Below are 24,808 nucleotides of genomic sequence, written 5' to 3' on the forward strand. Positions count from 1 at the left end.
CCGGGGCGGGACGCGGGGCCGGTCAGGAGGGTCAGGCCGGGCGGGCGTGCGCGCGTGCCGAGGCCGTTCCGCGGCCGACGATCGCCGGGGCCTCGTGGACCAGGGCGTCGTCGGTGAGCGCCTCCACCATGAACAGCGCGAAGTCCACCCGCCGGGTGAGGTTGCTCGCCAGTACGGGGTCGCCGACGTGGCGGCTCCACACCGGCAGTCCCTGGCTCTCGCCCTCCTCCAGGTCGCTGCCCCGCACGACGGTCCAGCGGGTGCCGCTGGCGAAGATCCGGCGGCACGCCTCCACCTGGTCGTCGACGTCCGCGATCCGGGCCAGCCGGGCGAGCAGGCCGAACGCCCTGACGAACGCCCGGAGCCTGAGCGTGTAGCGGTCCTCGCCGTCGCGGGTGATGTGCCAGCCGCAGGAGAAGACCAGCCGCGCTCCGGCGGGGGCGTGGTCCAGCACGGCCTGGGCCGTCCCGCTCGAGTATCCCCGCACGCCCCAGGGGACCAGCACCGTGAGCACCCCGTCGCATCCGGCGACCGCGCGCGCGATGACCTCGCGGTCGTCGGTCGCCCCCGGTACGACGGTGATGCGCCCGGCGAACTCCTCGAGTTTCCCGACGCTCCGCTCGCGGCAGACGCCCACCACCTCGTAGCCCCGCTCCAGGGCGTGCCGGACCATGTACCGGCCGAGCTTGCCGGATGCCCCGACGACGCAGATCCTCAGCCCGCCCCGACCGGCCGTGCCGTCCGTTCCCTCACGTGCGCCCATGCTCTCTCCCTGCCGGTCGCGGGGCCGCCGTGGAGGGGAGGCGGGCCGGAACCCGTGGATTCTTACAGTCGTAAGGTACGGTTCGACGCTATTCTTACGGCCGTAAGGCGTCAAGTCCCGGAGCGCCGGAGACTTCCGAGGCACCGGGGGGATCGGGAGGCGGCAATGGCATCGCGCCCCGGCGGGCGGCGGGCGCCCCGGGCGTCCCTGAGCAGGGAGCGGGTCCTGGAGGCCGCCGCGCACGTGGCGGACGAGCGGGGCGTCGCCGCGGTCACCATGCGCAAGGTGGCCGAGCACCTCGGGGTCGAGGCGATGTCGCTGTACTACCACGTGGCGAACAAGGACGAGATCCTGGACGGGGTCGTCGACCTCGTCTTCGGTGAGATCGAGCTGCCCTCCGGCGAGGCCGACTGGAAGACCGCCATGCGCCGGCGCGCGGCCTCGGCCCGGCGGGTGCTCGCGCGTCACCCGTGGGCGCTCGGGCTGATGGAGTCCCGGCGGAACCCCGGTCCCGCGACGCTGCGCCACCACGACGCCGTGATCGGGAGCCTCCGGGCGGCGGGATTCCCGATCGGGATGGCCGCCCACGCGTTCTCCGCCATCGACAGCTACGTCTACGGGTTCGTCCTGCAGGAGTCCAACCTGCCGTTCCGCACGCCCGAGGAGCTCGGGGACGTGGCGGAGTCGATCGCGCGGCGGATGCCCGAGGGCGTCTACCCCCACCTCGCGGAGATGATGGCGGAGCACGCCCTCCAGCCGGGTTACGCCTACGCGGACGAGTTCGAGTTCGGGCTCGACCTGGTCCTCGACGGCCTGGAGAGGATCCTGCACGCGCCGGACGGGCCGGCCGGCGCCGCCGCGGAACCGCTCGGTTGACGGACGCGACCGCGGAGCCGGACCGGCCGGCGGGCGCGGCCGCGGAACCGCCTCGGTCAGCGGACGCGGCCGCGGAGCCGGTCCAGGGCGCTCCTGCCGTCCTGCACGGCCCGCGCCACGGCGTGCAGGTCCTGCTCCCGGCCAGCCGCCGCCAGGGTGTTCTTGGCCGCCTCGTAGGCGTCGAGGGCGCGCCGCCAGTCGTGGTCGCCGCTCCCGGCGCGCCCGCTGATCTGGAACTCGTAGTCGAGCCGGTCGATCTCCTCGCCGAGCCGGGTGACGTCCTCCTCGGCGCCCCGGAGCATGAAGGCTAACCGGGCCGCCCGCCTGCTCCGCCGCTGGGCGCTGACGCCCCAGGCCACCACGGTGACCGCCAGGCCCACCGCGCTGACCACGACCAGGACGAGCCCGGTGGAGATCCCTCCGCCGGCCGGGGCCGCCGGCTCCTCGTCGCCGCCGCTCCCCGGCAGGAACGCCTCCGGCAGCGAGGTGGGCAACGAGGTGGGCAGGGACGTCGGCAGGCCCGCGACCCCGGTGGGAGCGCCCCGGGCGCCCGTCAGGTCCGCGTCGTCGGCCATGGTGAAGGAGGCGCCCTCGACCGTCGCCCCGGTGAAGTCCGCTCCGCCCAGCTCGGCCATGGTGAACTCGGCCTCGGTCAGGTCGGCCCCGGCGAAGACGGCGTTGCGGAGGTTGGCCTGGGTGAAGGCGGCCTCGCGGAGCTTGGCCCGGGTGAAGTCGGCCTTGCGGGCCTTGAGCTGGCCGGGGGTGCTCTCCGACAGGTCGGCCCCGACCAGCTTGGCGTCGGTGAACTCCACCTGGGTCAGCACGGCCCGGTTCAGCTTGGCCCCGCTCAGGTCCGCGTGCGGGAACTCGGCCTGCCCCGCCTCGGCGTCGACGAGGACCGCCCCCCGCAGGTCGGCGTGGTCGAGGTGGGCCTGCCCGAGGTCGGCCTCCCTCAGGTTCGCGCCGCGCAGGTCGGCGTACTTCAGGACGGCCTGGGTGAGGTTGGCCTCCTTCAGCGAGGCGTCGCGCAGGACCGCCCCGGTCAGGTCCTCCTGCACCAGGTCGAGGCCGTCGAGCTTGGCTCCGGTCAGGTCGGCGCAGCGCAGGCTGTCGGGGAGGGACGCCCCCTTGGTGAAGTCCCTGCCGCGCAGGTTCGGGCCCTCGCCGGGACGGCAGGGCCCGGCCGAGGCGTGGGCGGGCGAGGCGTGGGCGGGGGAGGCGGCCGCGCCCGGCAGCGCGACGCACGCGGTGACGAGGGTGGTGACGAGGACGGCGGCGGGAGCCGGCAGGGGACGACGCACGGGGAGCCTCCAGTTCTGGTGCGACCCCGAGCGTGCCGTGCGCCGATTGCAGGCCGCTGGACGGCCGCTTGACCCGGCCGCCGCGTTCCCCTCAGCGCGGCACCCTGGCCACCGCGTACCCTCCCGGGGGCAGCAGCAGGTTACCGGGGATCTTCTGCTCCAGGCTGCCGTGGTTGATGGAGAAGACCCATTCGCCGCGCCGTACGGACTCGACGGGGGCCTCGGGGCCGAGGCCGAGCAGGCGGGCGTAGGCGTCGTCGGCCAGCCGGGTGGAGACGTAGACGGCGGTGCCGCGGCGGGTGACCGCCGGGGTGCCGTCCGGGTAGCGGGCCAGCGCCTCGGCCCCGGCCAGGTGGACGCGCTCGGTCCACAGGGTCGCGCTGTCCCCGGTGTCGAGGGTGACCGGCCCGCCGATCGGGCGGAACTCCTCGACGCGGACGCCGAGCAGGTCGCGCAGCGCGCCGGGGTAGCCGCCGGTCCGGACGCGGGCGTGCTCGTCGGCGATCCCGCTGAGGAAGGAGACCACCAGGCGGCCGCCGCGCTCCACGTGCCGGCGCAGGTTGTCCGCCGCCTCGTCGCAGGTCAGGTAGAGGCTCGGGACGAGCACCAGCTCGTAGGCCGACAGGTCGCCGGTGGGGTGGACGAAGTCCGCGGTGACGCCGTGCCGGTAGAGCACCCGGTGCGCCTGCCGTACGGCCTCCAGGTAGGGCACCTCGGTGGAGGGGAGGCCGGGGGAGCCGAGGGCCCAGCCCGACTCGGGGTCCCAGACGATCGCGGCGGCCGCCTCGACCGGCTCGCGGCAGGCGTCGGCCAGGGCGGGCAGCAGCGCGCCGAGGTCGCGGATCTCGCGGAAGATCCGCGAGTCCGGGCCGGCGTGCGGGACCATCCCGCCGTGCCAGAGCTCGGCCCCGCCGCGCGAGGCGCGCCACTGGAAGAACATCGCCCCGTGCGAGCCGCGGGCGACGTGCGACAGGCTCAGCCGGGTGATCTCCCCGGGTTCCTTGGCGGCCATCCGGGGCCCGGTGTAGGTCACCACGGCCTGCTCCATCAGCAGCCAGGGCCGCCCGCCCGCCCAGCCGCGGGCCAGGTCGGCGGCGAAGGCGGTCTCCTGGGGCGGGTCCTGGGACGGGTAGTGGTCGATGGCGACCAGGTCCACCTCCTTCGCCCAGTCCCACTGGTTCACCGGGACCCAGTCGCCGAAGACGAAGTTCGTGGTGACCGGGACGTCCGGGGTCAGCTCGCGCAGCACCGCCTTCTGCTCGCGGAAGTGGGCGAGCATCTCGTCGGAGAGGAACCGGCGGAAGTCGAGGGTCTGGGAGGGGTTGGGCAGGTACTGGGTGGCGCGGGGCGGCATGACCTGCTCCCAGGCCGAGTAGAGCTGGCTCCAGAAGGCGCCCGTCCAGGCGTCGTTGAGCGCCTCCAGCGTGCCGTACCGATCGCGCAGCCACGCCCGGAAGGCGGCGGCGACGTGGTCGCAGTGGCACCAGGTGCCGTACTCGTTGTGCACGTGCCACATGGCCAGCGCCGGGTGGCCGGCGTAGCGCCCGGCGAGCGCGCGGGCGATGCGGACCGAGGCCGCGCGGTAGGCGGGGGCGGCCACGCAGTAGGTGTCCCGGCTGCCGTGGGTCAGCCGGGCGCCGCCGGCGGTGACGGTCAGCGCGTCGGGGTGGGCCAGGGAGAACCACGGCGGCGGGGAGGCGGTGGGGGTGGCCAGGTTCACCTTGACGCCGCCCGCGTGGAGCAGGTCCATGACCCGGTCCAGCCAGCCGAAGTCGTAGACGCCCTCGGCGGGCTCCAGCCGCGCCCAGGAGAAGACGCCGAGGCTGACCAGGGTGACCCCGGCCTGCCGCATCAGCGCGACGTCCTCTTCCCAGACCTCCTCGGGCCACTGCTCGGGGTTGTAGTCCCCGCCGTAGCACAGGCCGCCGAGGCGCTCGGTCCAGTCCACTCTGGATCCTTTGTTCGGATGGAATCTAAACTAATTATCCATGGATCACGGAGTCGTCTCAACCGGCGCGACCGAGGACTGGGAGCGCGCCCTCATCACCGGCAACGGCCGCCAGGGCGCCCTGGTGTACGGCGGGCCGGGAGAGCTGCGGGTCACGCTCTCCCACGAGCGCCTGTTCCTGCCCGTCACCGAGCCCCTGCCGCCCCCGCACACCGCCCCCGTCCTGCCGGAGCTGCGCGAGCTGCTGCTGGCCGGGCGGGGGCGCGAGGCCGCCGCACGGGTGGTCGGGCTGGCGGCCGCCGAGCACCCCGGCTACGCCGGCACCCGCTGGATCGACCCCCTGGTCCCCGCGGCGGACCTGGTGCTGTCCACCCGGGTGCCGGGGGAGACCCGCGGCCGCTGCGACTTCGCCACCGGCCTGGTGACGCGGGAGCACGGCGTGCTCCGGCAGGAGGTCTTCGCCTCCCGTCCCGCCGACGTGGTGGTCGTCCGCCACCGGGGGGCCGGCGGGCTGCTCCGGCTCCTGCCGCCGGCCGGCGAGCCGCCGGTCCCGATCCGCTTCGCCTCGGCCACCGCCCCGGGCTTCCTGGTCCTGAGCGCGGACCTGCCCGAGTGCCGGCCCGGCGCCGTCACCGGCTACACGGTCGAGTGCCGGGTGATCGGCCCGGCGCGGGAGGTCTCCGGCGGCCTGGCGGTCGGCGAGGACGTGCTCCTGCTGGTCCGGACGGTGGTGCACGGGGTGGAGGCCGGGCGGGGGCCGTACCCGGATGCCCCGGCCGGCCCGGGGGAGCGCCTGAGCGGGTCGCCCGGCTCCCCCGGGCGGCCGCCGAGCGAGGTCCCGGCCGGCTCCGGGCGGCCGCCGAGCGAGGCTCCGGCCGGCTCCGGGTGGCCGCCGAGCGAGGTCCCGGCCGACTTCGAGCGGTTGCTGGCCGAGCACGCGGCCGCGCACGGGGAGCTGATGGGCCGCTCGAGCCTGCGGCTCCCGGACGACGCGCGGGTGGAGCGGCTGGTCGCCGCCGGGCGGTACGCGGCGGTCTCCAGCGCCGGGGAGCTGCCGCCGACCCTGCAGGGCGTCTGGAGCGGCACCTACGACCCGCCGTGGCGCAGCGGCTTCACCCTGGACGGGAACCTCGCCTCGGCGGTGGCGGGCTTCGCGCCCACCGGCACGCCGGAGCTGGTGCTGCCCGTCTTCGACCTGGCCGAGAGCATGCTGGAGGACTTCCGGCTGAACGCGGCCCGGCTCTACGGCTGCCGGGGGATCCTCGCCCCGGCGCACGCCTCCACGCACGGCCTGCACAACCACTTCGGTCCCGTCTGGTGCCTGACCTTCTGGACGGCCGGGGCGGGCTGGCTGGCCCGGCTCTACCACGACCACTACGCGCACACCGGCGACCTGGCCTTCCTGCGCGAGCGGGCCTGGCCGTTCATGGCCGAGGCGGCCCTGTTCTACGAGGACTTCCTGACCGACGGCGGCTTCGTGCCGTCCTACTCGCCGGAGAACACGCCCGCCGGCGGCGACTCGCAGGCGGGCGTCAACGCGACCATGGACGTCGCGGTCGCCCGGGACCTGCTCCGCAACCTGATCCGGGCCTGCGAGCGGCTGGGGTTCGAGGCGGACCGGTGGTGGCGGCTGCTGGAGCGGCTCCCGCCGTACCGGATCGCGCCGACCGGGGAGCTGGCCGAGTGGATCGGCCCCCTGAGGCCCGGAGGCGGTACGGCGGGCGGAGGGAACGGCGGGAGGAACGCTGGAGGGAGCGGCGGCGCAGCGGCCGGGACGTCGGCCGGGGACGGGCCGGCGGAGGGGCCGGCGGACAACCACGCGCACCGGCACGCCTCGCACCTGTACCCGCTCTGGTACGAGCGGGACCCGGCCTTCGACGACCCCCGGCTGGCGGCGGCCGCGGCGCTGGCGGTCCGGCGGCGGCTGGCCTGGTGGCGCGGGGCGGACAGCGACGAGATGGCCTTCGGCCTGGTCCAGCTGGGGCTGGCGGCGGCCGCGCTGGGCATGGCCGGTGAGGCGTACGAGGCGCTGACGCTGCTGGCCACCCGCTACTGGCGCGAGGAGAACCTGGTCTCCACCCACAACCGGGACGCGATCTTCAACGTGGACGTCTGCGGCGGGCTCCCCGCGCTGGTGGCCGCGATGCTGGCCCGCTCCTCGCTGCCCGGGACCGGCTACGGCCGGGTGGACCTGCTGCCCGCCCTCCCGGCGGAGTGGGAGTCCGGCGAGGTGGGCGGGCTGGTCGTGCGCGGCGGGACGGTCGAGCGCCTGTCCTGGCGGCCGGGGCGGGTGGAGGCGGTGGTGCGGGCCTGGGCGCCGCTCCTGGTCACCTGCGGTGCGCAGAGCGCCCGGGTGCTCCCCGGGGAGGCGCTGCCATTGACGTTTGTTGGTTTGGACGCAAAACTAATTCAGCAACTGGAAGCCTGAAGCGCTGGAGACCCCATGCCCTACCGTCCTCCCCTGATCGCGCATGAGTACTTCGTCGCGGACCCGCCGGAGCTGCCCGTCCGCTCGCGCGGCGAGGACGGGCTCTCGGCGCTGGCCTCGGCGGAGCTGGTGGCGGTCGACGAGGCCGGAGTGATCCTCAAGGCGACGACCTCCGCCGAGGAGACCCTGGTGGCCTGCGTGGGCGTGGCGGGCGAGGGGGTGATCCGGGTGCGGCTCGGCGAGGACGCCGACGCGCGCACCCGCTCGGCCCGCGCGATCACCATGGTCACGCCGGGCGCCTTCGCCGGAGCGCGGGTGGAGACCGGCGACGGCACGGTGACGGTCGACGCGGGCCCGCTCCGCGCCGAGATCACCCTGTCCCCCTGGCACCTGCGCTTCACCGACGCCACCGGGGCGACCCTGCTGGAGCAGGACCGCGGCCACGTCGACATCAGCGGCCGGCTCCGCACCCTCCCGTTCGGCCGGTCCACCGCCGACGGCGGGGTGGCCGGCTACCACGAGAGCTTCGCCGCCCCCGCCGACGAGGCGTTCACCGGCTTCGGCGAGTCGTTCACCCCGCTGGACAAGCGCGGCCAGCGGCCGGTGATGTGGAACTTCGACGCCTTCGGCGCCGAGTCGCAGCGCGCCTACAAGAACGTGCCGTTCTACCTGTCCAGCCGGGGCTACGGCGTGCTGGTCGACAGCGGCATGCCGGTGGAGTTCGACGTCTGCCAGTCCACGCACAGCTGCGTGCAGATCGTCGTCCCCGACGACCTGATCGACTACTACGTGCTCGCCGGGCCGACCCCGCCGCAGATCCTCGACCGCCTCGACCGGCTGACCTGCCGCCCGCAGCTCCCGCCGAAGTGGGCCTTCGGCACCTGGATCTCCTCAGGCTTCTTCGTCGACACCCAGGAGCGGGTGATGAACCGGGCCCGGACCATCCGCGAGCGCGGCATCCCCTGCGACGTGCTCCACCTGGACACCTACTGGCAGACCGACGGCCACTGGTCCGACCTGCGCTGGGACGAGACGAACTTCCCCGACCCGGCCGGCATGCTCGCGGACCTGAAGGAGATGGGCTTCAAGGTCTGCCTCTGGATGAACCCGTACGTCTCGCACCTGAGCCCGGCCTTCGCCGAGGCCGCCGCCGCGGGCTACTTCCTGAAGAAGGCCGACGGCGAGGTCTACGTCGCCGACTCCTGGCACGGCTCCTACCCGGAGTGCGGCATCGTCGACTTCACCGACCCCGAGGCGGCCGAGTGGTTCCGCGGGCTGCTCCGCCCGCTGCTGGAGCAGGGCGTGCAGGTCTTCAAGACCGACTTCGCCGAGGGCGTGCCGCACGACGCGGTCGCCGCCAACGGCATGACCGGCACCGAGCTGCACAACGTCTACACGCTGCTCTTCAACGACCTGGTCTCCGAGGTGACGCGCGAGGTCACCGGGCACGGCATGGTCTGGGCGCGCTCGTCGTTCCTCGGCGGGCAGCGGCACGCCGCCCAGTGGAGCGGCGACACCTACACCAGCTACCCCGCGATGGGCAGCACCCTGCGCGGCGGGCTGGCCCACGGCCTGTCCGGCATCCCGTTCTGGAGCCACGACGCCGGAGGCTTCACCGGCCGCCCCACCGACGACCTGTACGTGCGCTGGACCCAGTTCGGCGCCCTGTCCCCGCTGCTGCGCCTGCACGGCACCACCAGCCGGGAGCCGTGGGAGTTCCCCGAGGTCGAGGCGGAGGCCGTGGCGGCGCTGGGGCTGCGCTACCGGCTCATGCCGTACATCTACACCGCCGCGGTCGAGGCCGCGCGGACCGGGGCGCCGATGATGCGGGCGCTGTGCGTCGACCACCCGGACGACCCGGTCGCCTGGCAGGCCGACCTGGAATACCTGCTCGGCCGCGACCTACTCGTGGCCCCCATGACCTCGCCCGGCGGCGTCCGGAAGGTCTACCTCCCGGCGGGGGAGTGGGTGGACCACTGGACGGGCGAGACGCTCACCGGCGGGCGCCACGTCACGGTCTCCGCGCCGCTCGAGCGCATCCCTCTCTTCGTACGGCACGGCGCGCTCATCCCCGTCCTGGCCGACCCCGGCCAGACCGTCGGCGACGGGCCGTTCGGGGAGATCACGCTGGTCGGCTACGGCACGGAGACGGGGACCGCCGTGATCAGCGATGTGGACGGCGACACCACGGTGACCGTGGACGCCGCCGGGATCCGGGTGGACGGCCCGGCCCGGATCACGGGCGTCGACCGGGCCGGGACCGCCTGAGCAGCCCGGGCGCCGGGCGGGCCGGGGCCGCCCGCGCGGCCCGGCCACCGGGCGGGCCGGGGCCGCCCGCACGTCACCACCTCTAGGAGAGAACATGTTCAAGGTGAGAACCGGTGCGGCGGCGCTGGCCGCGGCGGCCATGCTGGCCGTGCTGGCGGCCTGCGGGAGCGACGCGGAGGAGCCCGGCGGGTCCGCCGCCTCCTCCGGCCCCCGGACGCTGAAGCTCTGGCACTACGAGAGCGCGGACGGCGCGATGGGCAAGGCCTGGACCGAGGCGATCAAGCAGTTCGAGGCCACGCACCCCGGGGTGAAGGTCCAGTTCGAGGAGAAGGCGTTCGAGCAGATCCGCCAGTCGGCGGGCATGATCCTCAACTCGGACGAGGCCCCCGACGTGATGGAGTACAACAAGGGCAACGCCACCGCCGGCCTGCTCTCCAAGCAGGGCCTGCTGACCGACCTGTCCGAGGAGGTGGCGAAGCGGGGCTGGGACAAGCTGCTCAGCCCCTCGCTGCAGACCACCGCCAAGTACGACGACCGGGGCGTCATGGGCTCCGGCAGGTGGTTCGGCGTGCCGAACTACGCCGAGTACGTGATGGTCTACTACAACAAGGACCTGTTCGAGAAGCACAAGGTCGAGGTGCCGGCCACGTTCGAGCAGTTCACCGCGGCCATGGACGCCTTCGTCAAGGCAGGGGTGACCCCGCTGGCGGTCGGCGGCGCCGAGTACCCGGCGCAGCAGATCTTCTACCAGCTCGCCCTGAGCAAGGCGCAGCGGCCGTGGGTCGACGCCTTCCAGCTCTACAAGGGCAAGGTCGACTTCCACGGGCCGGAGTTCACCCACGCGGCCCGGACGATGGCCGACTGGGTGAAGAAGGGCTACATCGCCGAGGACTCCGCCGCCATCAAGGCCGAGGACATGGGCACCTCCTTCATCTCCGGCGACTACCCGATGGTGGTCACCGGCTCCTGGTGGTTCGGCCGGTTCGCCACCGACATCAAGGACTTCGAGTGGGGCACGTTCCTGTGGCCCGGCAACGCCCTGCACGCCGGATCCAGCGGGAACATCTGGGTGGTCCCGGAGAACGCGAAGAACAAGGACCTCGCCTACGACTTCATCGACATCACGATGAAGAAGGAGATCCAGAACCTGCTCGGCAACTCCGGCGGCATCCCGGTGGCGGCCGACCCCGCCGCGATCACCGACCCGAAGAGCAAGGAACTGATCGAGAACTTCAACGGGCTCTCGGCCGCCGACGGCCTGGCGTTCTACCCGGACTGGCCCGCGCCGGGCTACTACGACGTGCTGGTGTCCGGGGTGCAGAACCTCGTCAACGGCAGCAAGGAGCCCTCCGCGGTGCTCGACGAGCTCGCCGGGCCGTACGAGGAGAATCTCGCCGACATCGGCGGCTGACGCCGGAACCGGGCCGGGCGGGACGACGGGGCCGGCGGGAGCCGGCGGGGCCAGAGGGAGCCGGAGGGAGACGAGATGGCAGTGCAGGCTCCGGCCGCCCGGCCGGGGAAGCCGGGGAAGCCCGGGAGGACGGCGCGGGCACCGGGACGGCCCCGCGGGCGGCGCGGCGGATACTGGGTGTTCCTGCTGCCCAGCGCGGTGCTGTTCACCGCCGTGATCGCGGTGCCGTTCCTGATGAACATCGGCATCTCCTTCACCCGGTGGTCGGGGATCGGCGACCCGAGGTGGCTCGGGCTCGACAACTACGCGCGGCTGGTGGCCGACGAGCGGTTCTGGGCGTCGTTCCGGAACAACGTGGCGCTGATCGTGGCGATGGCGATCGTGCCCACGCTCATCGGCCTGGTCCTGGCGGCGACCCTCTTCGACCACGTGGGCAAGAAGTTCGGCCCCCGTACGGCGAGCGTGCTGCGGGCCGCCTACTACCTGCCGCAGGTGCTGCCCGTCGCGGTCGCCGGCATCGTCTGGGGCTGGATCATGCACCCCCGGTACGGCGTGCTCAACGAGTTCCTGGGGCTGTTCGGCGCCGAGCCGCGCAGCTGGCTCGGCGACCCGGACTGGGCGCTGCCGAGCGTCATGATGATCATGGTCTGGTTCCAGATCGGCTATCCGGTCGTCATCTTCATGGCGGGCCTGCAGCGGGTGGACCCGGCGCTGTACGAGGCCGCGGAGATGGACGGGGCCTCGTGGTGGCGGCGGCTGCGGCACATCACGATCCCGCAGATCCGCCCGGAGATCTACGTCGTCCTGCTGACCTGCACGATCGCCGCGCTCAAGGTCTTCGGCCCGATCTTCGTGCTGACCCGGGGCGGCCCCGGCGGGGCCACGCTCGTGCCGTCGTACTTCAGCTACCAGAACTTCTTCGAGAAGGCCAACGCCGGGTACGGCGCGGCGATCGCCACCGTGCTCACCCTCGTGATCATCGTGATCACGGTGTTCTTCCTGCGGATCCAGGACGACGAGGAGCGGGAGCCGTGACCCGCCGCCCGCACCCGCGCCGGGCCGTGACCCGCCGCCTCCGCCCGCGCCCGAGGAGCGTTCGATGATCCGGAAGTACTCGGTCCTGGTCTCGCTGGCCGTGCTGGCCGTCGTGATGCTGGTGCCGTTCGGCATCGTCACGCTCAACGCGGTGCGCCCGGCGGAGGACTACTCGGCCAACGGCCCGCTGAGCCTGCCCGAGGGGATCTCCCTGGAAGGGATCGCCGAGTTCTGGACCCGGGTCGACTTCGGCGGGAAGCTCTGGAACAGCCTGCTGATCAGCGGTTCGGTGGCGGTGCTCGCGGTCGTGCTCTCGGTGCTGAACGCCTACGCCCTCGGCATCGGCCGCGTGCGCGGCCGGACCTGGATCCTGGTGCTGTTCCTGGCGGCCAACACGCTGCCGCAGGAGTCGCTGGTCTACCCGCTGTACTACCTGTCCAAGCAGGCCGGGCTCTACGACACCCGGCTCGGAATGATCATCATCTTCACGGTGATCCAGAGCGCGTTCGGCACCTACCTGCTCTCCTCGGTGCTCGGCCGGTTCCCGCGCGAGATCCTGGAGGCCGCCGCGCTCGACGGGGCGGGGAGGTGGCGGGCGCTCTGGCGGGTCGTGGTCCCGGTCAGCCGGCCCACCCTCTCCGTGCTGCTGATCTTCTTCTTCATCTGGACCTGGAACGAGTTCTTCCTCCCCCTGGTCTTCCTGATCTCCAACGAGAACCAGACCGTCCCCGTCGCGCTGGGCGTGCTCCAGGGCGACAAGATGATGGACGCCACCATGTCGAGCGCCTCGGCGCTGCTCGGCATCCTCCCGGCCGTCGTCTTCTTCCTCATCTTCCAGCGGACCCTGACCCGCGGCGTGACCGTGGGCGCGATCAAGTAGGGGCCGCCGCAGCCGCCTTCGGAGGTCACCGTCCGCCGCTCGGGGGGTGGACGGTCCCGCCACCCCGCGAGAACCAGCGCTCGACCACCTGACCTGGAGGCGCAGTGTCCTTCCGCACGTCCCCGCGCGCGTTCTTACGCGTGTCTTCACGCCCGTTCTCACGCCCGTTCTCACGCCCGTTCTCACGCGTGCCTCCGCGCACGCCGTACCCCGGGGGCGCGCGCACGCCGTCCCCGGTCCTGGCCCGCACGCCGTACCGCAGGCGGCTGCGCGGGCCGGCCGCGGCCGCCGCGGCGCTCGCGCTGGCCCTCGGGCTCGGCGCGGCCCCGGCGCACGCGGACCCCGAGCACCCCTTCCGCGACCCCTCGCTCCCGCTCCAGCAGCGCGTCGACGACCTGCTCGGCCGGCTGACCCTGGCGGAGAAGGTCTCCTGGCTCCACCAGTACCAGCCCGCGGTCGAGCGGCTGGGCATCGGCCTGTTCAAGACCGGCACCGAGGCGCTGCACGGCGTCGCCTGGTCCACCGACGCCGACGACGGCGGCAACGTCGTCACCGCCAGGGGCACGGTCTTCCCGCAGGCCGTCGGGCTGGCCAGCACCTGGAACCCCGGCCTGGTGAAGAAGGTCGGCGAGGCCGTCGGCACCGAGGCCCGCGGCTACCACGCCGAGAACCCGCGCGTGTGGGGCCTGCAGCTGTGGGCGCCCGTGGTCAACCTGCTGCGCGACCCGCGCTGGGGCCGCAACGAGGAGGGCTACTCCGAGGACCCGCTGCTCACCGGCGCCATCTCCACCGCCTACGGCCAGGGCATCCAGGGCGACGACCCCGGCCACCTGCGGGCCGCCCCGGTGCTCAAGCACTTCGCGGCCAACAACAACGAGGTCCGCCGGGACACCACCAACTCCAGCCTCCGGCCCCGGGTCATGCACGAGTACGAGCTCCCGGCGTTCCGGACCGCGCTGGCAAGCGACGCCGCCACCGGCGTGATGACCGCCTACAACCTCGTCAACGGCCGCCCCGCCACGGTCACCGACCTCAACGCGAGCGTGCGGAAATGGACGGACCGCACGCTGTTCAACGTCTCCGACGCCGGCGGACCCAACAACCTGACCGGCTCGCAGAAGTACTTCGCCACCCAGGCCGAGGCCGCCGCCGCGCTGGTCAAGGCGGGCGTGGACAGCTTCACCGTGGACAACACCGACGGCCGCCCGACCGTCGCCTCGGTCGACGCGGCCCTCGCGCAGGGGCTGCTCACCGAGGCCGACATCGACCGGGCGGTGCGGAACATCCTCAGCGTGCGGTTCCGGCTCGGCGAGTTCGACCCGGACGGCGGGCCGTACGGGAAGATCACGAAGGAGGCGGTGGACAGCCCCGAGCACCGGAAGCTGAACCGGCGGGCCGCCACCGAGGCCGCGGTGCTGCTGAAGAACTCCGGCGGGACCCTCCCGCTGGACCCCGCCGAGACGGTCGCGGTCATCGGCCCGCTCGCCGACACCCTCTACACCGACTGGTACTCCGGCGCCCTGCCGTACGAGGTGACCCCGCTCGACGGGATCAAGGAGCGGGCCACCGTCACGGCCGGGGTCGAGGGCGCCGACCGGATCGCGCTCAAGGCCGGCGGGAGGTACCTCACCGCCGGGACCGGCGCGGGCGCCGACCTGAAACTCTCCTCCACCACGCCGGGCGCGACCGAGCAGTTCGACGTCTTCGACTGGGGACAGGGCGTCGTGACGTTGCGCAGCGTCGCCAACGGCAAGTACGTCAGCCGCGCCAACTGGTCCACCCTCGTCAACGACCGGGACCAGCCCACCGGCTGGTTCGTCCAGGAGCAGTTCAAGCTGGAGGCCCAGGACGACGGGACCGTGCTGCTGCGCTACGCGGGCTATGAGACCGCCGAGCCGTGGTTCGGCCCGAACGTCTACGTGCGCGCCGCCGAGGACGGCACGCTCTCCCTGACCACCGCCGGGGCCGCCACCCGCTTCACCAAGGAGGTCGTGCGCAGCGGGATCGACGAGGCCGTCGCGGCGGCGAGGAGCGCCGGGACGGCGGTGGTCGTCGTCGGCAGCATGCCGTTCATCAACGGCCGCGAGGCCCACGACCGCACCGACCTGAACCTCGCCGAGGGCCAGCGGAAGCTGGTCGAGGCCGTGCACGCGGCCAACCCGAACACGGTGGTGATCCTGGAGAACAGCTACCCGGCCACCGTCGACCGCCTGCAGGAGTCGGTCCCGGCCATCCTGTGGACCACCCACGCCGGAGCCGAGACCGGCCACGCCCTGGCCGACATCCTGTACGGCGACGCCAACCCGGCCGGGCGCCTCGCCCAGACCTGGCCGCGCGCGGGCGCGAAGCTGCCGGACATCCTCGACTACGACATCATCAAGACCCGTTCGACCTACCTGTACTCGAAGGACAGGCCGCTGTACGCCTTCGGGCACGGCCTGAGCTACACCACCTTCGGCTACCAGGGGCTGAAGGCCCGGCGCAGCGGCGGCGGCTTCGAGGTGAGCGTCAAGGTGACCAACACCGGCCCGCGCGCCGGCGACGAGGTCGTGCAGCTCTACACCCACCAGCGCTCCTCGCGGGTGGAGCAGCCGGTCAGGCAGCTGCGCGGCTTCGAGCGGGTGCACCTGGCGCCGGGCGAGACCAAGACGGTGACGTTCACGCTGAAGACCGCCGACCTGGCGCTCTGGGACGTGACCCGGGGGCGGTTCGCGGTGGAGGAGTCCGCGCACGACGTGCTCGTCGGCTCCGCCTCGGACCGGATCCGGCAGCGGACCGTGATCCAGGTGGACGGGGAGCGCATCCCCGCCCGCGACCTGTCCCGGGTGACCCGGGCCGCCGACTTCGACGACCACTCCGGGGCGGAACTGGTCGACGAGACCAAGGCGAGCGGGGACGCGGTCGCGCTCTCGGCCGGGGAGTGGATCTCCTTCGCCGACGCCGACCTCGGCCGGGGGGCGAGCGGGGTGAGGCTGGGCGTCGCCGCGACCGAGGCCGCCTCCGTGGAGGTCCGCGCGGGCTCGCCGACCGGCAGGCTGCTCGGCACGGTCCGGGTGCCCGCCACCGGCGACGTCTACCGGTGGGCCGAGGCGTCCGCCCCGCTGGTGCGGGCCTCCGGCCGGCAGGACGTCCATCTGGTGGTCCGGGGCGACGTGCGGATCAAGGACCTCGTCCTGAGCCGCTGAGCCGCTGAGCCGTGCCTCGGCGGGACCGGTCCCGCCGAGGCACGGCGGCTCGGCGGCGCGGCGGCTCGGCGGCGCGGCGGCGCGGTAAGGATGAAAAATCTTTCCGAGGTAACTTGCATCCATGGAGCCTAGGAACCTATAACTGAAGTATGAGGTTTCCAGTAGGCAGGGCCTGAGGAACCCTGCCCGGCACAACGGAGGTGGTTATCGATGCTGCTGACGTCGATCGATCCGTTCGTTCAGGAGTTCGACCGTCGGTTCGACCGGATCGCACGCCAGGCGTTCGGCTGGGGTGAGGACACTGCGCGCGGGGCCATGCCGCTGGACGGCGTCCGCCGCAAGGACGACGTGCTCCTCAAGTTCGACCTGCCGGGCATCGACCCCGACTCCATCGAGGTCACCGTCGACCGCGGCGTGCTGACCGTCAGTGCCCGCCGCGAGGAGGAGTACGGCGAGGACGACCGCCTGTTCGTCCGCGAGCGTCCCATGGGCACCTTCACCCGCCGCGTCTACCTGCCCGATCACCTCGACGCGGAGCAGGTCGACGCCGCCTACTCCAACGGTGTCCTGGCCGTGCGCGTCCCGGTCGTGGAGAAGGCCCGGCCGCGCAAGGTCGAGATCCAGTGGGCAGACCAGAGGTCCATCGATTCCTGACCGGCCGACCCGGGCCGAGACGGGGTGGGCGCCCTTCGGGTGTCCGCCCCGTCGCCTCATCCGAGACCGGTGGAGGAGACGACGATGAGCCGGCTGCCGTTCGACGACGAGCACGCCCCCCTGTACTCCGTCGGTCAGGTGGCCGACATGCTCCAGGTCCAGCAGGCGTTCCTGCGCCGCCTCGACGAGCACGACGTGGTCCGGCCGTCCCGCTCCGCCGGAGGGCAGCGGCGCTACAGCCGCCATGAGATCGGCAGCCTCCAGGACGCGATGCGGCTCATCGACGAGGGCATGACCCTCGCCGCCGTCCGCCGCATCTTCGAGCTCCAGCAGCAGGTCCGCGACCTGCAGGCCGAGATCGCCCGCCTGCGCGCCGCCGGGGGGACGTCCGCCGGGGAGGCGTGACCACCCTCAGAGATGCGCGCCGTACGGCCCGCAGGCTGGTGTGTTTCCCCGGGGGTCAGGGAATGCGGATGTCGCGCTGCCGGAGCTCGGGCATGACCGCGGAGACCGTGACGAAGTCGTTGCCGGCATGCAGCAGCGTGAGCCCGTGGTGGACGGCGGTGGCGCAGAGCAGGAGGTCGATCGCCCCCGCTGAGCGGTGCCGCCCCTTCAAGGTGAGCTTGTACTGTGCCTGCTCGACCCAGCGCCAGGCGTTCTTGGGCACGGCGGCGAGCCGGCAGAGGTCGTTGAGCTCGGTCTCCAGTTCGTCCCGGTGGTCGGGGCCGGTCGCGGAGTGGAGGAACTCCGTCCGGGTGGGTTCGCAGATGCCCAGTGCCTGGAGGTGATGCGATCGGCCCACGCCTCCTGCGTCTCCGGGGTGCGGAGCAGGTGCCAGAGCGCGGAGGCGTCGATGAGGTAGCCCGTCAAGAGAAGGCGTCCCTACGCGCCTGCTCGGCCTTCTCGTGGGCGGCGATGGCCTCGTCGAACTCCCCGCGTGCCGTCCGGGCGGAGAGTTTCTCCAGCGCCTCGATGCGCTTGATGCGGGCGACGCACTCCCGCAGGGCCGTGTTCACGGTGTCCTTCTTCGTGGTGGTGCCGAGTAGGCGCATGGCCTCGGCGAGGGCCTCGTCATCGATGTCAATCTGAGTGACGGACATGCCTGCCCCTCTTTGTTGGTTACCTATAAACGTACGTACATAGCCCATCATCGATGGGGTGAGAAAACCGCGAAGGACGAGGGGAGCCGCGATCCGGCTCCCCGTATGGGCTCGGCGTTCCCGGTGCGATGCGGAGGATGGGACCGCTCGCCGGCGGTGCCGCTCCAGGATGACGTCCGGATGCGACCAGCGGTGGAGACGGAGCCGCGATGATCCGCGGAAGTCGTACCCGGCCGGTGGCCTTCCGGCCGAAGCGCCCGCGGCCGGGGCGCCGGGACGATGATCCGCATGTCACGATCAGTACGTTCACCTCATCCGGCTCACTCGGCTCGCTCGGCACGTCCGGCGCTCCGCGGTGCTCTGGCCGCCGCCGTCGCGCTCCTGGCCCTCGCCGCTCCTGCCCCGGCTCTCGCCGCCCCCGGTACGGCCGGCGCGGCGAGCCCGGCCTCCGCGTCCCCGGTGCGGCCCGTGGCGGGGAAGCCGGCCCCGAGGCCGGACGCGGCCGGTGCGCTCGCCCTGCCCCGGCCCACCGGCCCGCACCGGGTCGGCGTGACGGCGCTCCATCTGGTGGACCGCTCCCGCCCCGACCCGTGGGTGCCCGAGCGGAAGGTCCGGGAGCTCATGGTCTCGATCTGGTACCCGGCGCGGACCCCCAAGGGGGAGCGGGCGCCGTACATGACGGCGGAGGAGGCGGAGCTGCTGCTGAAGGGCCAAGGCGTCGAGGTGCCGGGGGAGGTGCTGAGCCGCACCCGGACCAACGCGGTCGCCGGCGCCACGCCGCGGGGACGCCGCGGGAGCCTCCCGCTCGTCGTGCTCTCCCCGGGCTTCGGCATGCCCCGCAGCTCGCTGACGGCGCTGGCCGAGGACCTGGCGAGCCGGGGTTACGTGGTGGCGGGCGTCGACCACACGCACGAGGCCCCCGTCACCTTCCCCGACGGGCGCACCGCGCCCTGCGCCGCCTGCGCGGTGGAGGACGATCCCCGGTTCGGCGAGAGGAGCACCCGGGCCCGGGCGGCGGACGTCTCCTTCGTGCTGGACCGGCTGACCGGGAAGGACCCGGCCTGGAAGCACGCCGGGCTGATCGACCCGTCCCGGATCGGCATGGCGGGCCACTCCATCGGGGGCAACAGCGCCACGCACACCATGCTCACCGACCCCCGGGTGCGTGCCGGGGTCAACATGGACGGCAGCTTCTGGATCCCGATCCCGGACACCGGGCTCGCCAGGCCGTTCCTGCTGCTGGGGGCCGGACAGGAGGTGAAGGACCCCACGTGGCCGCGGGACTGGGCGAACCTGACCGGGTGGAGGCGCTGGGCGACGGTCAAGGGAGCGGGCCACGGCTCCTTCACGGACTACGCGCCGCTGCTGGCCGGTCTGCTCGGTGACGAGGAGACGTTCGGCACGCTCTCCGGCGCCCGCTCGCTGGAGATCACCCGTACGTACGTCGCCGCCTTCTTCGACCTCCACCTGCGCGGGCGCGCGCAGCCGCTGCTCGACCGGCCCTCGCACCGCTACCCCGAGGTGGCGCTGCGCAGGTGAGCGGTCCGGTACGGCCGGCGCACGGGTGCCGGCCGTACCCGCGGCACGGGGTGCGGCCGTACCCCGGTGCGGCGGAGCGCGGGTCCCGCCGTGCGGCGGGACCCGGTCAGCCCTTGACGGCGCCGATGATGACGCCCTTGGTGAAGTGCTTCTGCACGAACGGGTAGATGAACACCACCGGGATCAGGGCGAGCACGACGATGGCCATCTGGATCGCCAGGTTGGGCGGGAGCGCGCCGCCGACCGAGGTGTCCACCGCCGAGCCGAGGGTGAGCGACTGGCCCTGCTGGACGTACTGGCGCATCACCAGCTGGAGCGGCCACTTGGCGTTGTCGTTCATGTAGAGGATCGCGTTGAAGAAGGCGTTCCAGTAGCCCACGGCGTAGAACAGGCCGATGACCGCGACGACGCCCTTGGACATGGGCAGCACGATCCGCATCAGGATGCGGAACTCGCTCGCCCCGTCGATGCGGGCGCTGTCGGGCACCTCCTCCGGGATGTTCATGAAGAACGCGCGCATGACCACGAGGTTGAACGCGTTGATCGCGGTCGGCAGGATCAGCGACCAGTAGCTGTCGATCAGGCCGAGCGAGCTGACCAGCAGGTAGCTGGGGATCATGCCCGGCGTGAAGAGGAACGTCAGCAGGATCATGAACAGCAGCGGCCGGTGGAACAGCGAGCCCGGCCGGGACAGGCCGTAGGCCGCGAGCACCGTGCAGACCAGGCTCACCGCCGTGCCCACCGCGGTGATACCGAGGCTCACCAGCACGGAGCGGGTGACCACGCCGCCGGAGAACAGCTCGCGGTAGGCGGCGAAGGAGAACCCGTCGGGCACCATCACCAGGCCGCCGGCCTCGTTCACCGCGGAGGCGGGGGACAGGCTGGTGAGCACCACGATGTAGATGGGGAAGAGGACGATGAGCGAGATGAGGGACAGAGCCAGGCCCTTGGCCAGCCTGCCCGGCAGACTCGGCGCTTCCTCCCAGGCGGGACGTGTACTCATGATTTCTTGTAGATTCCCTGCTCGCCGAAGCGGTGGGCGACCTTGTTGGCCACGATGATCAGGACCAGGCCGACCAGGCCCTTGACCAGGCCGGCCGCGGCGCCGTAGCTCCACTCCCCGGTGACGAGCGTGCGCCAGTAGACGAAGGTGTCCAGCACCTCGGCGGCCTCCCGGCCCACCGCGTCGCGCTGGAGGAAGAACTGCTCGAAGCCGACGTTGAGCGCGTCGCCGAGGCGCAGGATCAGCAGCAGCACGATGACCGGGCGCAGGCCGGGCAGGGTGATGTGCCAGATCCGCCGCCACCGGCCGGCGCCGTCCACCGCCGCCGCCTCGTAGAGGTTCTGGTTGATCGCCGCCAGCGCGGCCAGGAAGATGATCGTGCCCCAGCCGGCGTCCTTCCAGACCGACTCCGCCGTCACCAGCAGCAGGAAGGTGTCCGGGTTGGTCATGACGTCGACGCCGTCGTAGCCGTTGGCCCGGAGCAACTGGGAGGTCAGCCCCGCGCCGCCCAGGATCTGCTGGAAGATCGTGACGACCAGCACCCAGGAGAAGAAGTGCGGCATGTAGACGATGCTCTGCACGAACAGGCGGACGCGGGGGTGCATCACGCTGTCGAGCAGGATCGCCAGGATGACCGGGATCGGGAAGTAGAACACCAGCTGGAACGCCGTGATGCTGAGCGTGTTCAGCGTGGCGTCCCAGAAGCTGGGATCGGTGAGGAGCCACTGGAAGTTGGCGAAGCCGATCCAGGGGCTGTCCGCGATCCCCACGTGGGGCGAGTAGTCCTGGAAGGCGATCACGTTGCCGAGCGTCGGCACGTAGTGGAAGACCGCCAGCAGGCCGACCGCGGGCAGGGCCATCAGCAGCAGCTGCCAGTCCCGCCTGAACCGGGCGCCCAGTGAGGCCTTCCTGCGGGGGTTGCTACGCTTTGCGGGAGCGCCGGCGCCGGCGGGTGAGGTCAGGTCACCCGCCGGGCCGGTGCTCTTGTCGTTCCTGGCCTTCTCGGCGTTCTCAAGCACGGCCGTTGTCCTGCAGCACCTTCATGTAGAACTCGCGGCTCTTGTCGCCGCCGTCCTTGCGCCACTCGTCGACGACCTTCTTCAGGTCGCTGAGCGGGCGGCGGCCGCGGACGACGTCCTGGATCTTGTCCTCGGTGGGCTGCTCCAGGGCCGCGTACTCCGCGGGCCGCTGGATGCGGATGCCCTCGTGCGGGTTGGGCGCCCAGTGCTGGGCGGCCTCGTTGTACCAGTTGGCCGCGGTCTCCACGTACTTGGGCAGCTCGCTCTCGGTGATCGCGTCAGGCCGGCCGCTGAGGAAGAAGTAGGTCGGCGGGGCCTCTTTGAGGCCGAGATCGGTCCGCTTGGGGGAGCCGTTCTCGTTCTTGGTGAAGTGCTCGCCCTCGACGCCGTAGACGGACAGCATGTGCTCCTGCGTGCCGAACGGCGCGGCGAGGTAGTTCATCAGGGAGAGGACCTCCTCGACCTTCTCCTTGGCCAGGCCCTTCTTGATGAAGGTGTACTGCCCCGGCTCCTCGCTCTTGTGGTAGGCGGGGGCGCCCCCGTCGTGGCCGAAGTGCGGCAGCCCCTCGATCCAGAAGTCCGGCTTGCTGGGGATCATCTGCTCCAGCATCTCCTTCCACCCGCCGAAGCCGTCCTGGGTGATGAGGATCTGGCCGGACTTGAACAGTTCCTTGGCGTTGGCGCCCTTGCTGCTGACGATGTCGGGGTGGATCAGCTTGCCCTCGTAGAGCTTGCGCGTGAACTCGACCGCCGCCTCGAACTCCGGCGTCTCGTACCGGTGGACCAGCTTGCCGCCGGACAGGACCCACTCCTTGGGGGCGCGGAAGATCTGGTAGGTCATCAGCTTGATGTCGCCGAAGGCCCAGCGCTTCTTCTTGGGGTCGGTGATCTCCTTGCCCAGGGCGAGCATCTCGTCGGCGTTCTTGGGGGCGGTCCACCCGCTGCCGTCGAAGATGTCCTTGCGGTAGAGGAGCACCAGGCCCATCGGAGCGGTGTAGCTGCCGGGGATGCCCATCAGCTTGCCGTTGAAGACCCCCCACTTCCAGGCGTCGGTGGGGATGTTGGCCAGCAGCGGGTACTTCTTGACGGCGTCGCCCTGCAGGTAGGGGGTGAGATCCTCGAAGAGCTGGCCCACGGCCTCGCCGAACTGGGGGATCTGGTTGACGGTCCAGCTCGGGATCATCGTGATGTCGACGACGTTGCCGCTGGCGATGACCGCGTTCATCTTCTCGACGATCGTCATGCCGTCGAGGATGTTGAACTCGATGGTCGCGCCGAGGTCGGTGTTGACGGCGTCGAAGTAGGAGTTCTCGCCCAGCGGCGGCGGGAGCGGGCCCCACAGCGGGGTCATGGCCTTGTACCGGCCGCCCTTGCCGGGCTTGGCGGTGACCGCGTCGACGAGGGCGGCGGGATACTTGGTGAAGCCGCTGGGCGCGCCGTTCTGTCCGACGATGTCGGGGGTGATACCCGCGTAGGGGACGTGGGCCGGCGTCAGCGAGGTCAGCTTGTCGAGGGCGGCCGCGGTGGCGCCTCCGCTGCCGGGCCGGGGTCCGGCCGGGGTGGAGCAGCCGCTGAGCAGGCCGCCGCCGGCCAGGGCGGCCGCACCGAGGCCCACCAGGCCGAGGAAGCCGCGGCGGCTGGTCGTCGCGCCCTCGGGAGGAGTCTTCATGGCGCGTTCCCTTCGTTGTCATCGACGGATCGGGGTTGTCGGAAGAGGATAGGAGGAAGGTAGAGTTAGTTCGTCTTTTGACCAAACAAATTAGTCGAGGGGCACTCTCGCCACAAGGGGCCGGTGATCGCGGTTCTCCGGGCGGGTGGGGCATGATGGGGCCAGCCGGGGGACGTCCGCGCGACGGCTCCCGGACCGATCGGGACGGGACGGACCTTGATCACATCTACGACGAATCCGCAGCCGGCTGACTTCGCCGATGTCCGGGCCACCAACCTCGCCGTGGTGCTGCGGTTCGTGCGGGAGCACGCACCGTGCTCGCGGGCGGACATCGCGGCCTCCACGGGCCTCAACAAGGCGACCGTGTCGAGCCTGGTCGCCGACCTGATCGACCGGCGGCTGGTGCGGGAGACCGGGCTGACCGAGAACCGCGTCGGGCGCCCGGCCACGATGCTCGTGCTCGACGGCTCGCCGTACGCCGCGATCGGCATCGAGATCAACGTCGACTACGTCACCGCGGTGGCGGTGGACCTGTCGGGTGAGCGGCTGCTGTCCTGGCGGCGCTCCTTCTCCGGCGGGGCCGGCGCGGCCGGCGCGGACCCCGCCGGGGCGGTCCCGGCCGGGGAGGGCGGCGCGTCCGGCGGGGATCCCGGCGGGGATCCCGGCGCTCCCGGCCATCCCGGTGCGGCGGGCGCACCGGGCGCACCGGGCGCACCGGGCGCACCGGGCGCACCGGGCGCACCGGGCATGCCGGGCTCCGTGGGGCAGGCGGTGGGCGCCGTCGCGGCGATCGTCCGCCGGGTGGTGGGCCGGATGGCCAAGCAGGAGCGGCAGGTCCTCGGGCTGACCGTGGGCGTGCCCGGCCTGGTCGGCACGGACGGCACGGTGCTCGTCGCCCCCAACCTCGGCTGGCGCGGCGCCGACCTGGCGGGCGACCTCGCCAAGGCGCTGCGCGACCCCGGCTTCCCCGTCCAGGTCGACAACGACGCCAACCTCGCGGCCCTGGCCGAGCACCGCTTCGGCGCCCAGGCGGGCACCGCCGACCTCGTCTACCTCACCGGTGAGATCGGGGTCGGCGCCGGGGTCATCCTGGACGGGCGGCTGCGCCGGGGCGGGCGCGGCTACGGCGGCGAGATCGGCCACATCCAGCTCGACCCGCTCGGTCCCGAGTGCCGGTGCGGGCGGACCGGCTGCCTGGAGGCGGTGGCCGGGATCGGCGCGGTGCTCCGGCACGCCCCGCTCTCCCCGGCCGAGGTCGAGATCGAGCTGGAGGAGGTCGTGCGGCTGGCCCGCGCCGGGGACCCCGGCACCCTCTCCCTGCTGGCCGGGGTCGGCCGGCAGCTCGGCAAGGGCGTGGCGATCGTCGCCAACCTGCTCAACCCCGAGGTGGTCATCCTGGGCGGCTACTACGTGCCGCTGGCGCCCTGGCTGCTGCCCGCGGTGGAGGAGGAGACGCGCGGCCGGACCATCGCGCCGGACGGCGGCGGCTGCCGGGTGGTGGCCTCGACCCTGGGCCACGACGCGGCGGCGCTGGGCGGCGCGGCCCGGGTGCTCGACTCGGTGGACTCCGGCCGGCTGCCCCGCCTGTCCTGATCGGTGGACCCGGGCCGGCTGCCCCGGCCTTCCTGTCCTGTGCCGGCCGCGGTGCCCGCCGTTCCCGGCGGCCCGCTCCGGGAGGGGAAAGGACCGAAGAATGATCCACGATTTTCCCCGCGCCTCTTGACCTGGA

Annotated in this window: 19 protein-coding genes; 11 read left to right on the top strand and 8 right to left on the bottom strand. The window is 72.6% G+C overall.

The window, feature by feature from the left end; all coding sequences use genetic code 11:
* Window positions 1-31: 31 nt before the first annotated feature.
* Window positions 32-763, bottom strand: a complete 732-nt coding sequence (locus ACFOWE_RS06445) for an NAD(P)-dependent oxidoreductase (RefSeq protein ID WP_377286054.1) — start codon at window positions 761-763, stop codon at window positions 32-34.
* A gap of 165 nt (window positions 764-928) precedes the next feature.
* Between ACFOWE_RS06445 and ACFOWE_RS06450 the strand changes: the two genes are divergently transcribed.
* Window positions 929-1,639, top strand: coding sequence for a TetR/AcrR family transcriptional regulator (locus ACFOWE_RS06450; protein ID WP_377286056.1), 711 nt, complete (start codon window positions 929-931; stop codon window positions 1,637-1,639).
* A 56-nt stretch (window positions 1,640-1,695) separates the two neighbouring features.
* Here the strand turns inward: ACFOWE_RS06450 and ACFOWE_RS06455 are convergent, their stop codons facing one another.
* Together ACFOWE_RS06455 and ACFOWE_RS06460 are read right to left on the bottom strand one after the other, a co-directional pair.
* A complete protein-coding gene (locus tag ACFOWE_RS06455; RefSeq protein ID WP_377286057.1) occupies window positions 1,696-2,940 on the bottom strand; it encodes a pentapeptide repeat-containing protein in 1,245 nt (414 codons plus the stop codon).
* 91 nt (window positions 2,941-3,031) lie between these two features.
* The gene (locus ACFOWE_RS06460; RefSeq protein WP_377286059.1) at window positions 3,032-4,888 is read right to left on the bottom strand and encodes a beta-galactosidase; all 1,857 of its coding nucleotides are present in this window, start codon (window positions 4,886-4,888) and stop codon (window positions 3,032-3,034) included.
* Between the two features lie 40 nt (window positions 4,889-4,928).
* On the opposite strand from ACFOWE_RS06460, the gene ACFOWE_RS06465 reads away from it, so the two are divergent.
* From ACFOWE_RS06465 to ACFOWE_RS06500, 8 genes are all read left to right on the top strand, one after another.
* Window positions 4,929-7,316: a glycosyl hydrolase family 95 catalytic domain-containing protein gene (locus ACFOWE_RS06465; RefSeq protein WP_377286060.1), complete on the top strand. Its 2,388-nt coding sequence runs from the start codon at window positions 4,929-4,931 to the stop codon at window positions 7,314-7,316.
* Between the two features lie 15 nt (window positions 7,317-7,331).
* Window positions 7,332-9,584, top strand: coding sequence for a TIM-barrel domain-containing protein (locus ACFOWE_RS06470; RefSeq protein ID WP_377286062.1), 2,253 nt, complete (start codon window positions 7,332-7,334; stop codon window positions 9,582-9,584).
* A 94-nt stretch (window positions 9,585-9,678) separates the two neighbouring features.
* The gene (locus ACFOWE_RS06475; RefSeq protein ID WP_377286064.1) at window positions 9,679-10,995 is read left to right on the top strand and encodes an ABC transporter substrate-binding protein; all 1,317 of its coding nucleotides are present in this window, start codon (window positions 9,679-9,681) and stop codon (window positions 10,993-10,995) included.
* A 75-nt stretch (window positions 10,996-11,070) separates the two neighbouring features.
* Entirely contained in the window at window positions 11,071-12,030 is a 960-nt protein-coding gene (locus tag ACFOWE_RS06480; protein WP_377286066.1) for a carbohydrate ABC transporter permease, read from the top strand.
* A gap of 64 nt (window positions 12,031-12,094) precedes the next feature.
* Entirely contained in the window at window positions 12,095-12,910 is an 816-nt protein-coding gene (locus ACFOWE_RS06485) for a carbohydrate ABC transporter permease (RefSeq protein ID WP_377286068.1), read from the top strand.
* Window positions 12,911-13,098: 188 nt separating this feature from the next.
* A complete protein-coding gene (locus ACFOWE_RS06490) occupies window positions 13,099-16,095 on the top strand; it encodes a glycoside hydrolase family 3 protein (RefSeq protein WP_377286069.1) in 2,997 nt (998 codons plus the stop codon).
* 210 nt (window positions 16,096-16,305) lie between these two features.
* Entirely contained in the window at window positions 16,306-16,749 is a 444-nt protein-coding gene (locus ACFOWE_RS06495; RefSeq protein WP_377286070.1) for an Hsp20/alpha crystallin family protein, read from the top strand.
* An 84-nt stretch (window positions 16,750-16,833) separates the two neighbouring features.
* The gene (locus tag ACFOWE_RS06500) at window positions 16,834-17,154 is read left to right on the top strand and encodes a MerR family transcriptional regulator (RefSeq protein ID WP_377286071.1); all 321 of its coding nucleotides are present in this window, start codon (window positions 16,834-16,836) and stop codon (window positions 17,152-17,154) included.
* A gap of 55 nt (window positions 17,155-17,209) precedes the next feature.
* On the opposite strand, the gene ACFOWE_RS06505 is transcribed toward ACFOWE_RS06500, so the two are convergent.
* Both ACFOWE_RS06505 and ACFOWE_RS06510 read right to left on the bottom strand, forming a co-directional pair.
* Window positions 17,210-17,551 (bottom strand): PIN domain-containing protein, encoded by a 342-nt coding sequence (locus tag ACFOWE_RS06505; RefSeq protein WP_377286072.1) that lies wholly within the window; start codon window positions 17,549-17,551, stop codon window positions 17,210-17,212.
* Between the two features lie 64 nt (window positions 17,552-17,615).
* Complete coding sequence (locus ACFOWE_RS06510) at window positions 17,616-17,849, bottom strand: type II toxin-antitoxin system VapB family antitoxin (RefSeq protein ID WP_377286073.1); 234 nt, start codon at window positions 17,847-17,849, stop codon at window positions 17,616-17,618.
* 468 nt (window positions 17,850-18,317) lie between these two features.
* On the opposite strand from ACFOWE_RS06510, the gene ACFOWE_RS06515 reads away from it, so the two are divergent.
* Window positions 18,318-19,388 carry an alpha/beta hydrolase family protein gene (locus ACFOWE_RS06515; RefSeq protein WP_377286075.1) on the top strand — a complete coding sequence of 357 codons (1,071 nt, stop codon included), beginning with the start codon at window positions 18,318-18,320 and terminating at the stop codon, window positions 19,386-19,388.
* A gap of 106 nt (window positions 19,389-19,494) precedes the next feature.
* Here the strand turns inward: ACFOWE_RS06515 and ACFOWE_RS06520 are convergent, their stop codons facing one another.
* Genes ACFOWE_RS06520 through ACFOWE_RS06530 form a run of 3 tightly spaced genes read right to left on the bottom strand, consistent with a single transcriptional unit; the run spans window position 19,495 to window position 23,079 of the window.
* Window positions 19,495-20,391, bottom strand: a complete 897-nt coding sequence (locus ACFOWE_RS06520; protein ID WP_377286077.1) for a carbohydrate ABC transporter permease — start codon at window positions 20,389-20,391, stop codon at window positions 19,495-19,497.
* The gene (locus ACFOWE_RS06525; protein ID WP_377286078.1) at window positions 20,388-21,410 is read right to left on the bottom strand and encodes an ABC transporter permease; all 1,023 of its coding nucleotides are present in this window, start codon (window positions 21,408-21,410) and stop codon (window positions 20,388-20,390) included. The genes ACFOWE_RS06520 and ACFOWE_RS06525 overlap by 4 nt, the downstream gene beginning before the upstream one ends.
* A complete protein-coding gene (locus ACFOWE_RS06530; RefSeq protein ID WP_377286079.1) occupies window positions 21,403-23,079 on the bottom strand; it encodes an extracellular solute-binding protein in 1,677 nt (558 codons plus the stop codon). Before ACFOWE_RS06530 ends, ACFOWE_RS06525 begins: the two co-directional genes overlap by 8 nt.
* 216 nt (window positions 23,080-23,295) lie before the next feature.
* Here ACFOWE_RS06530 and ACFOWE_RS06535 point away from each other — a divergent pair, with 216 nt between their 5' ends.
* The gene (locus tag ACFOWE_RS06535) at window positions 23,296-24,672 is read left to right on the top strand and encodes an ROK family transcriptional regulator (protein WP_377286081.1); all 1,377 of its coding nucleotides are present in this window, start codon (window positions 23,296-23,298) and stop codon (window positions 24,670-24,672) included.
* The last annotated feature ends 136 nt before the right edge of the window (window positions 24,673-24,808 follow it).

Source organism: Planomonospora corallina, assembly GCF_042650625.1.
In the GTDB taxonomy this organism is placed as follows: domain Bacteria; phylum Actinomycetota; class Actinomycetes; order Streptosporangiales; family Streptosporangiaceae; genus Planomonospora_B; species Planomonospora_B corallina.

Coding starts and splice junctions, on each gene's coding strand:
- ACFOWE_RS06520 (WP_377286077.1), bottom strand. CDS start 20,391: ATGAGTACACGTCCCGCCTGGGAGGAAGCGCCGAGTCTGCCGGGCAGG.
- ACFOWE_RS06480 (WP_377286066.1), top strand. CDS start 11,071: ATGGCAGTGCAGGCTCCGGCCGCCCGGCCGGGGAAGCCGGGGAAGCCC.
- ACFOWE_RS06530 (WP_377286079.1), bottom strand. CDS start 23,079: ATGAAGACTCCTCCCGAGGGCGCGACGACCAGCCGCCGCGGCTTCCTC.
- ACFOWE_RS06510 (WP_377286073.1), bottom strand. CDS start 17,849: ATGTCCGTCACTCAGATTGACATCGATGACGAGGCCCTCGCCGAGGCC.
- ACFOWE_RS06495 (WP_377286070.1), top strand. CDS start 16,306: ATGCTGCTGACGTCGATCGATCCGTTCGTTCAGGAGTTCGACCGTCGG.
- ACFOWE_RS06485 (WP_377286068.1), top strand. CDS start 12,095: ATGATCCGGAAGTACTCGGTCCTGGTCTCGCTGGCCGTGCTGGCCGTC.
- ACFOWE_RS06465 (WP_377286060.1), top strand. CDS start 4,929: ATGGATCACGGAGTCGTCTCAACCGGCGCGACCGAGGACTGGGAGCGC.
- ACFOWE_RS06475 (WP_377286064.1), top strand. CDS start 9,679: ATGTTCAAGGTGAGAACCGGTGCGGCGGCGCTGGCCGCGGCGGCCATG.
- ACFOWE_RS06500 (WP_377286071.1), top strand. CDS start 16,834: ATGAGCCGGCTGCCGTTCGACGACGAGCACGCCCCCCTGTACTCCGTC.
- ACFOWE_RS06470 (WP_377286062.1), top strand. CDS start 7,332: ATGCCCTACCGTCCTCCCCTGATCGCGCATGAGTACTTCGTCGCGGAC.
- ACFOWE_RS06445 (WP_377286054.1), bottom strand. CDS start 763: ATGGGCGCACGTGAGGGAACGGACGGCACGGCCGGTCGGGGCGGGCTG.
- ACFOWE_RS06450 (WP_377286056.1), top strand. CDS start 929: ATGGCATCGCGCCCCGGCGGGCGGCGGGCGCCCCGGGCGTCCCTGAGC.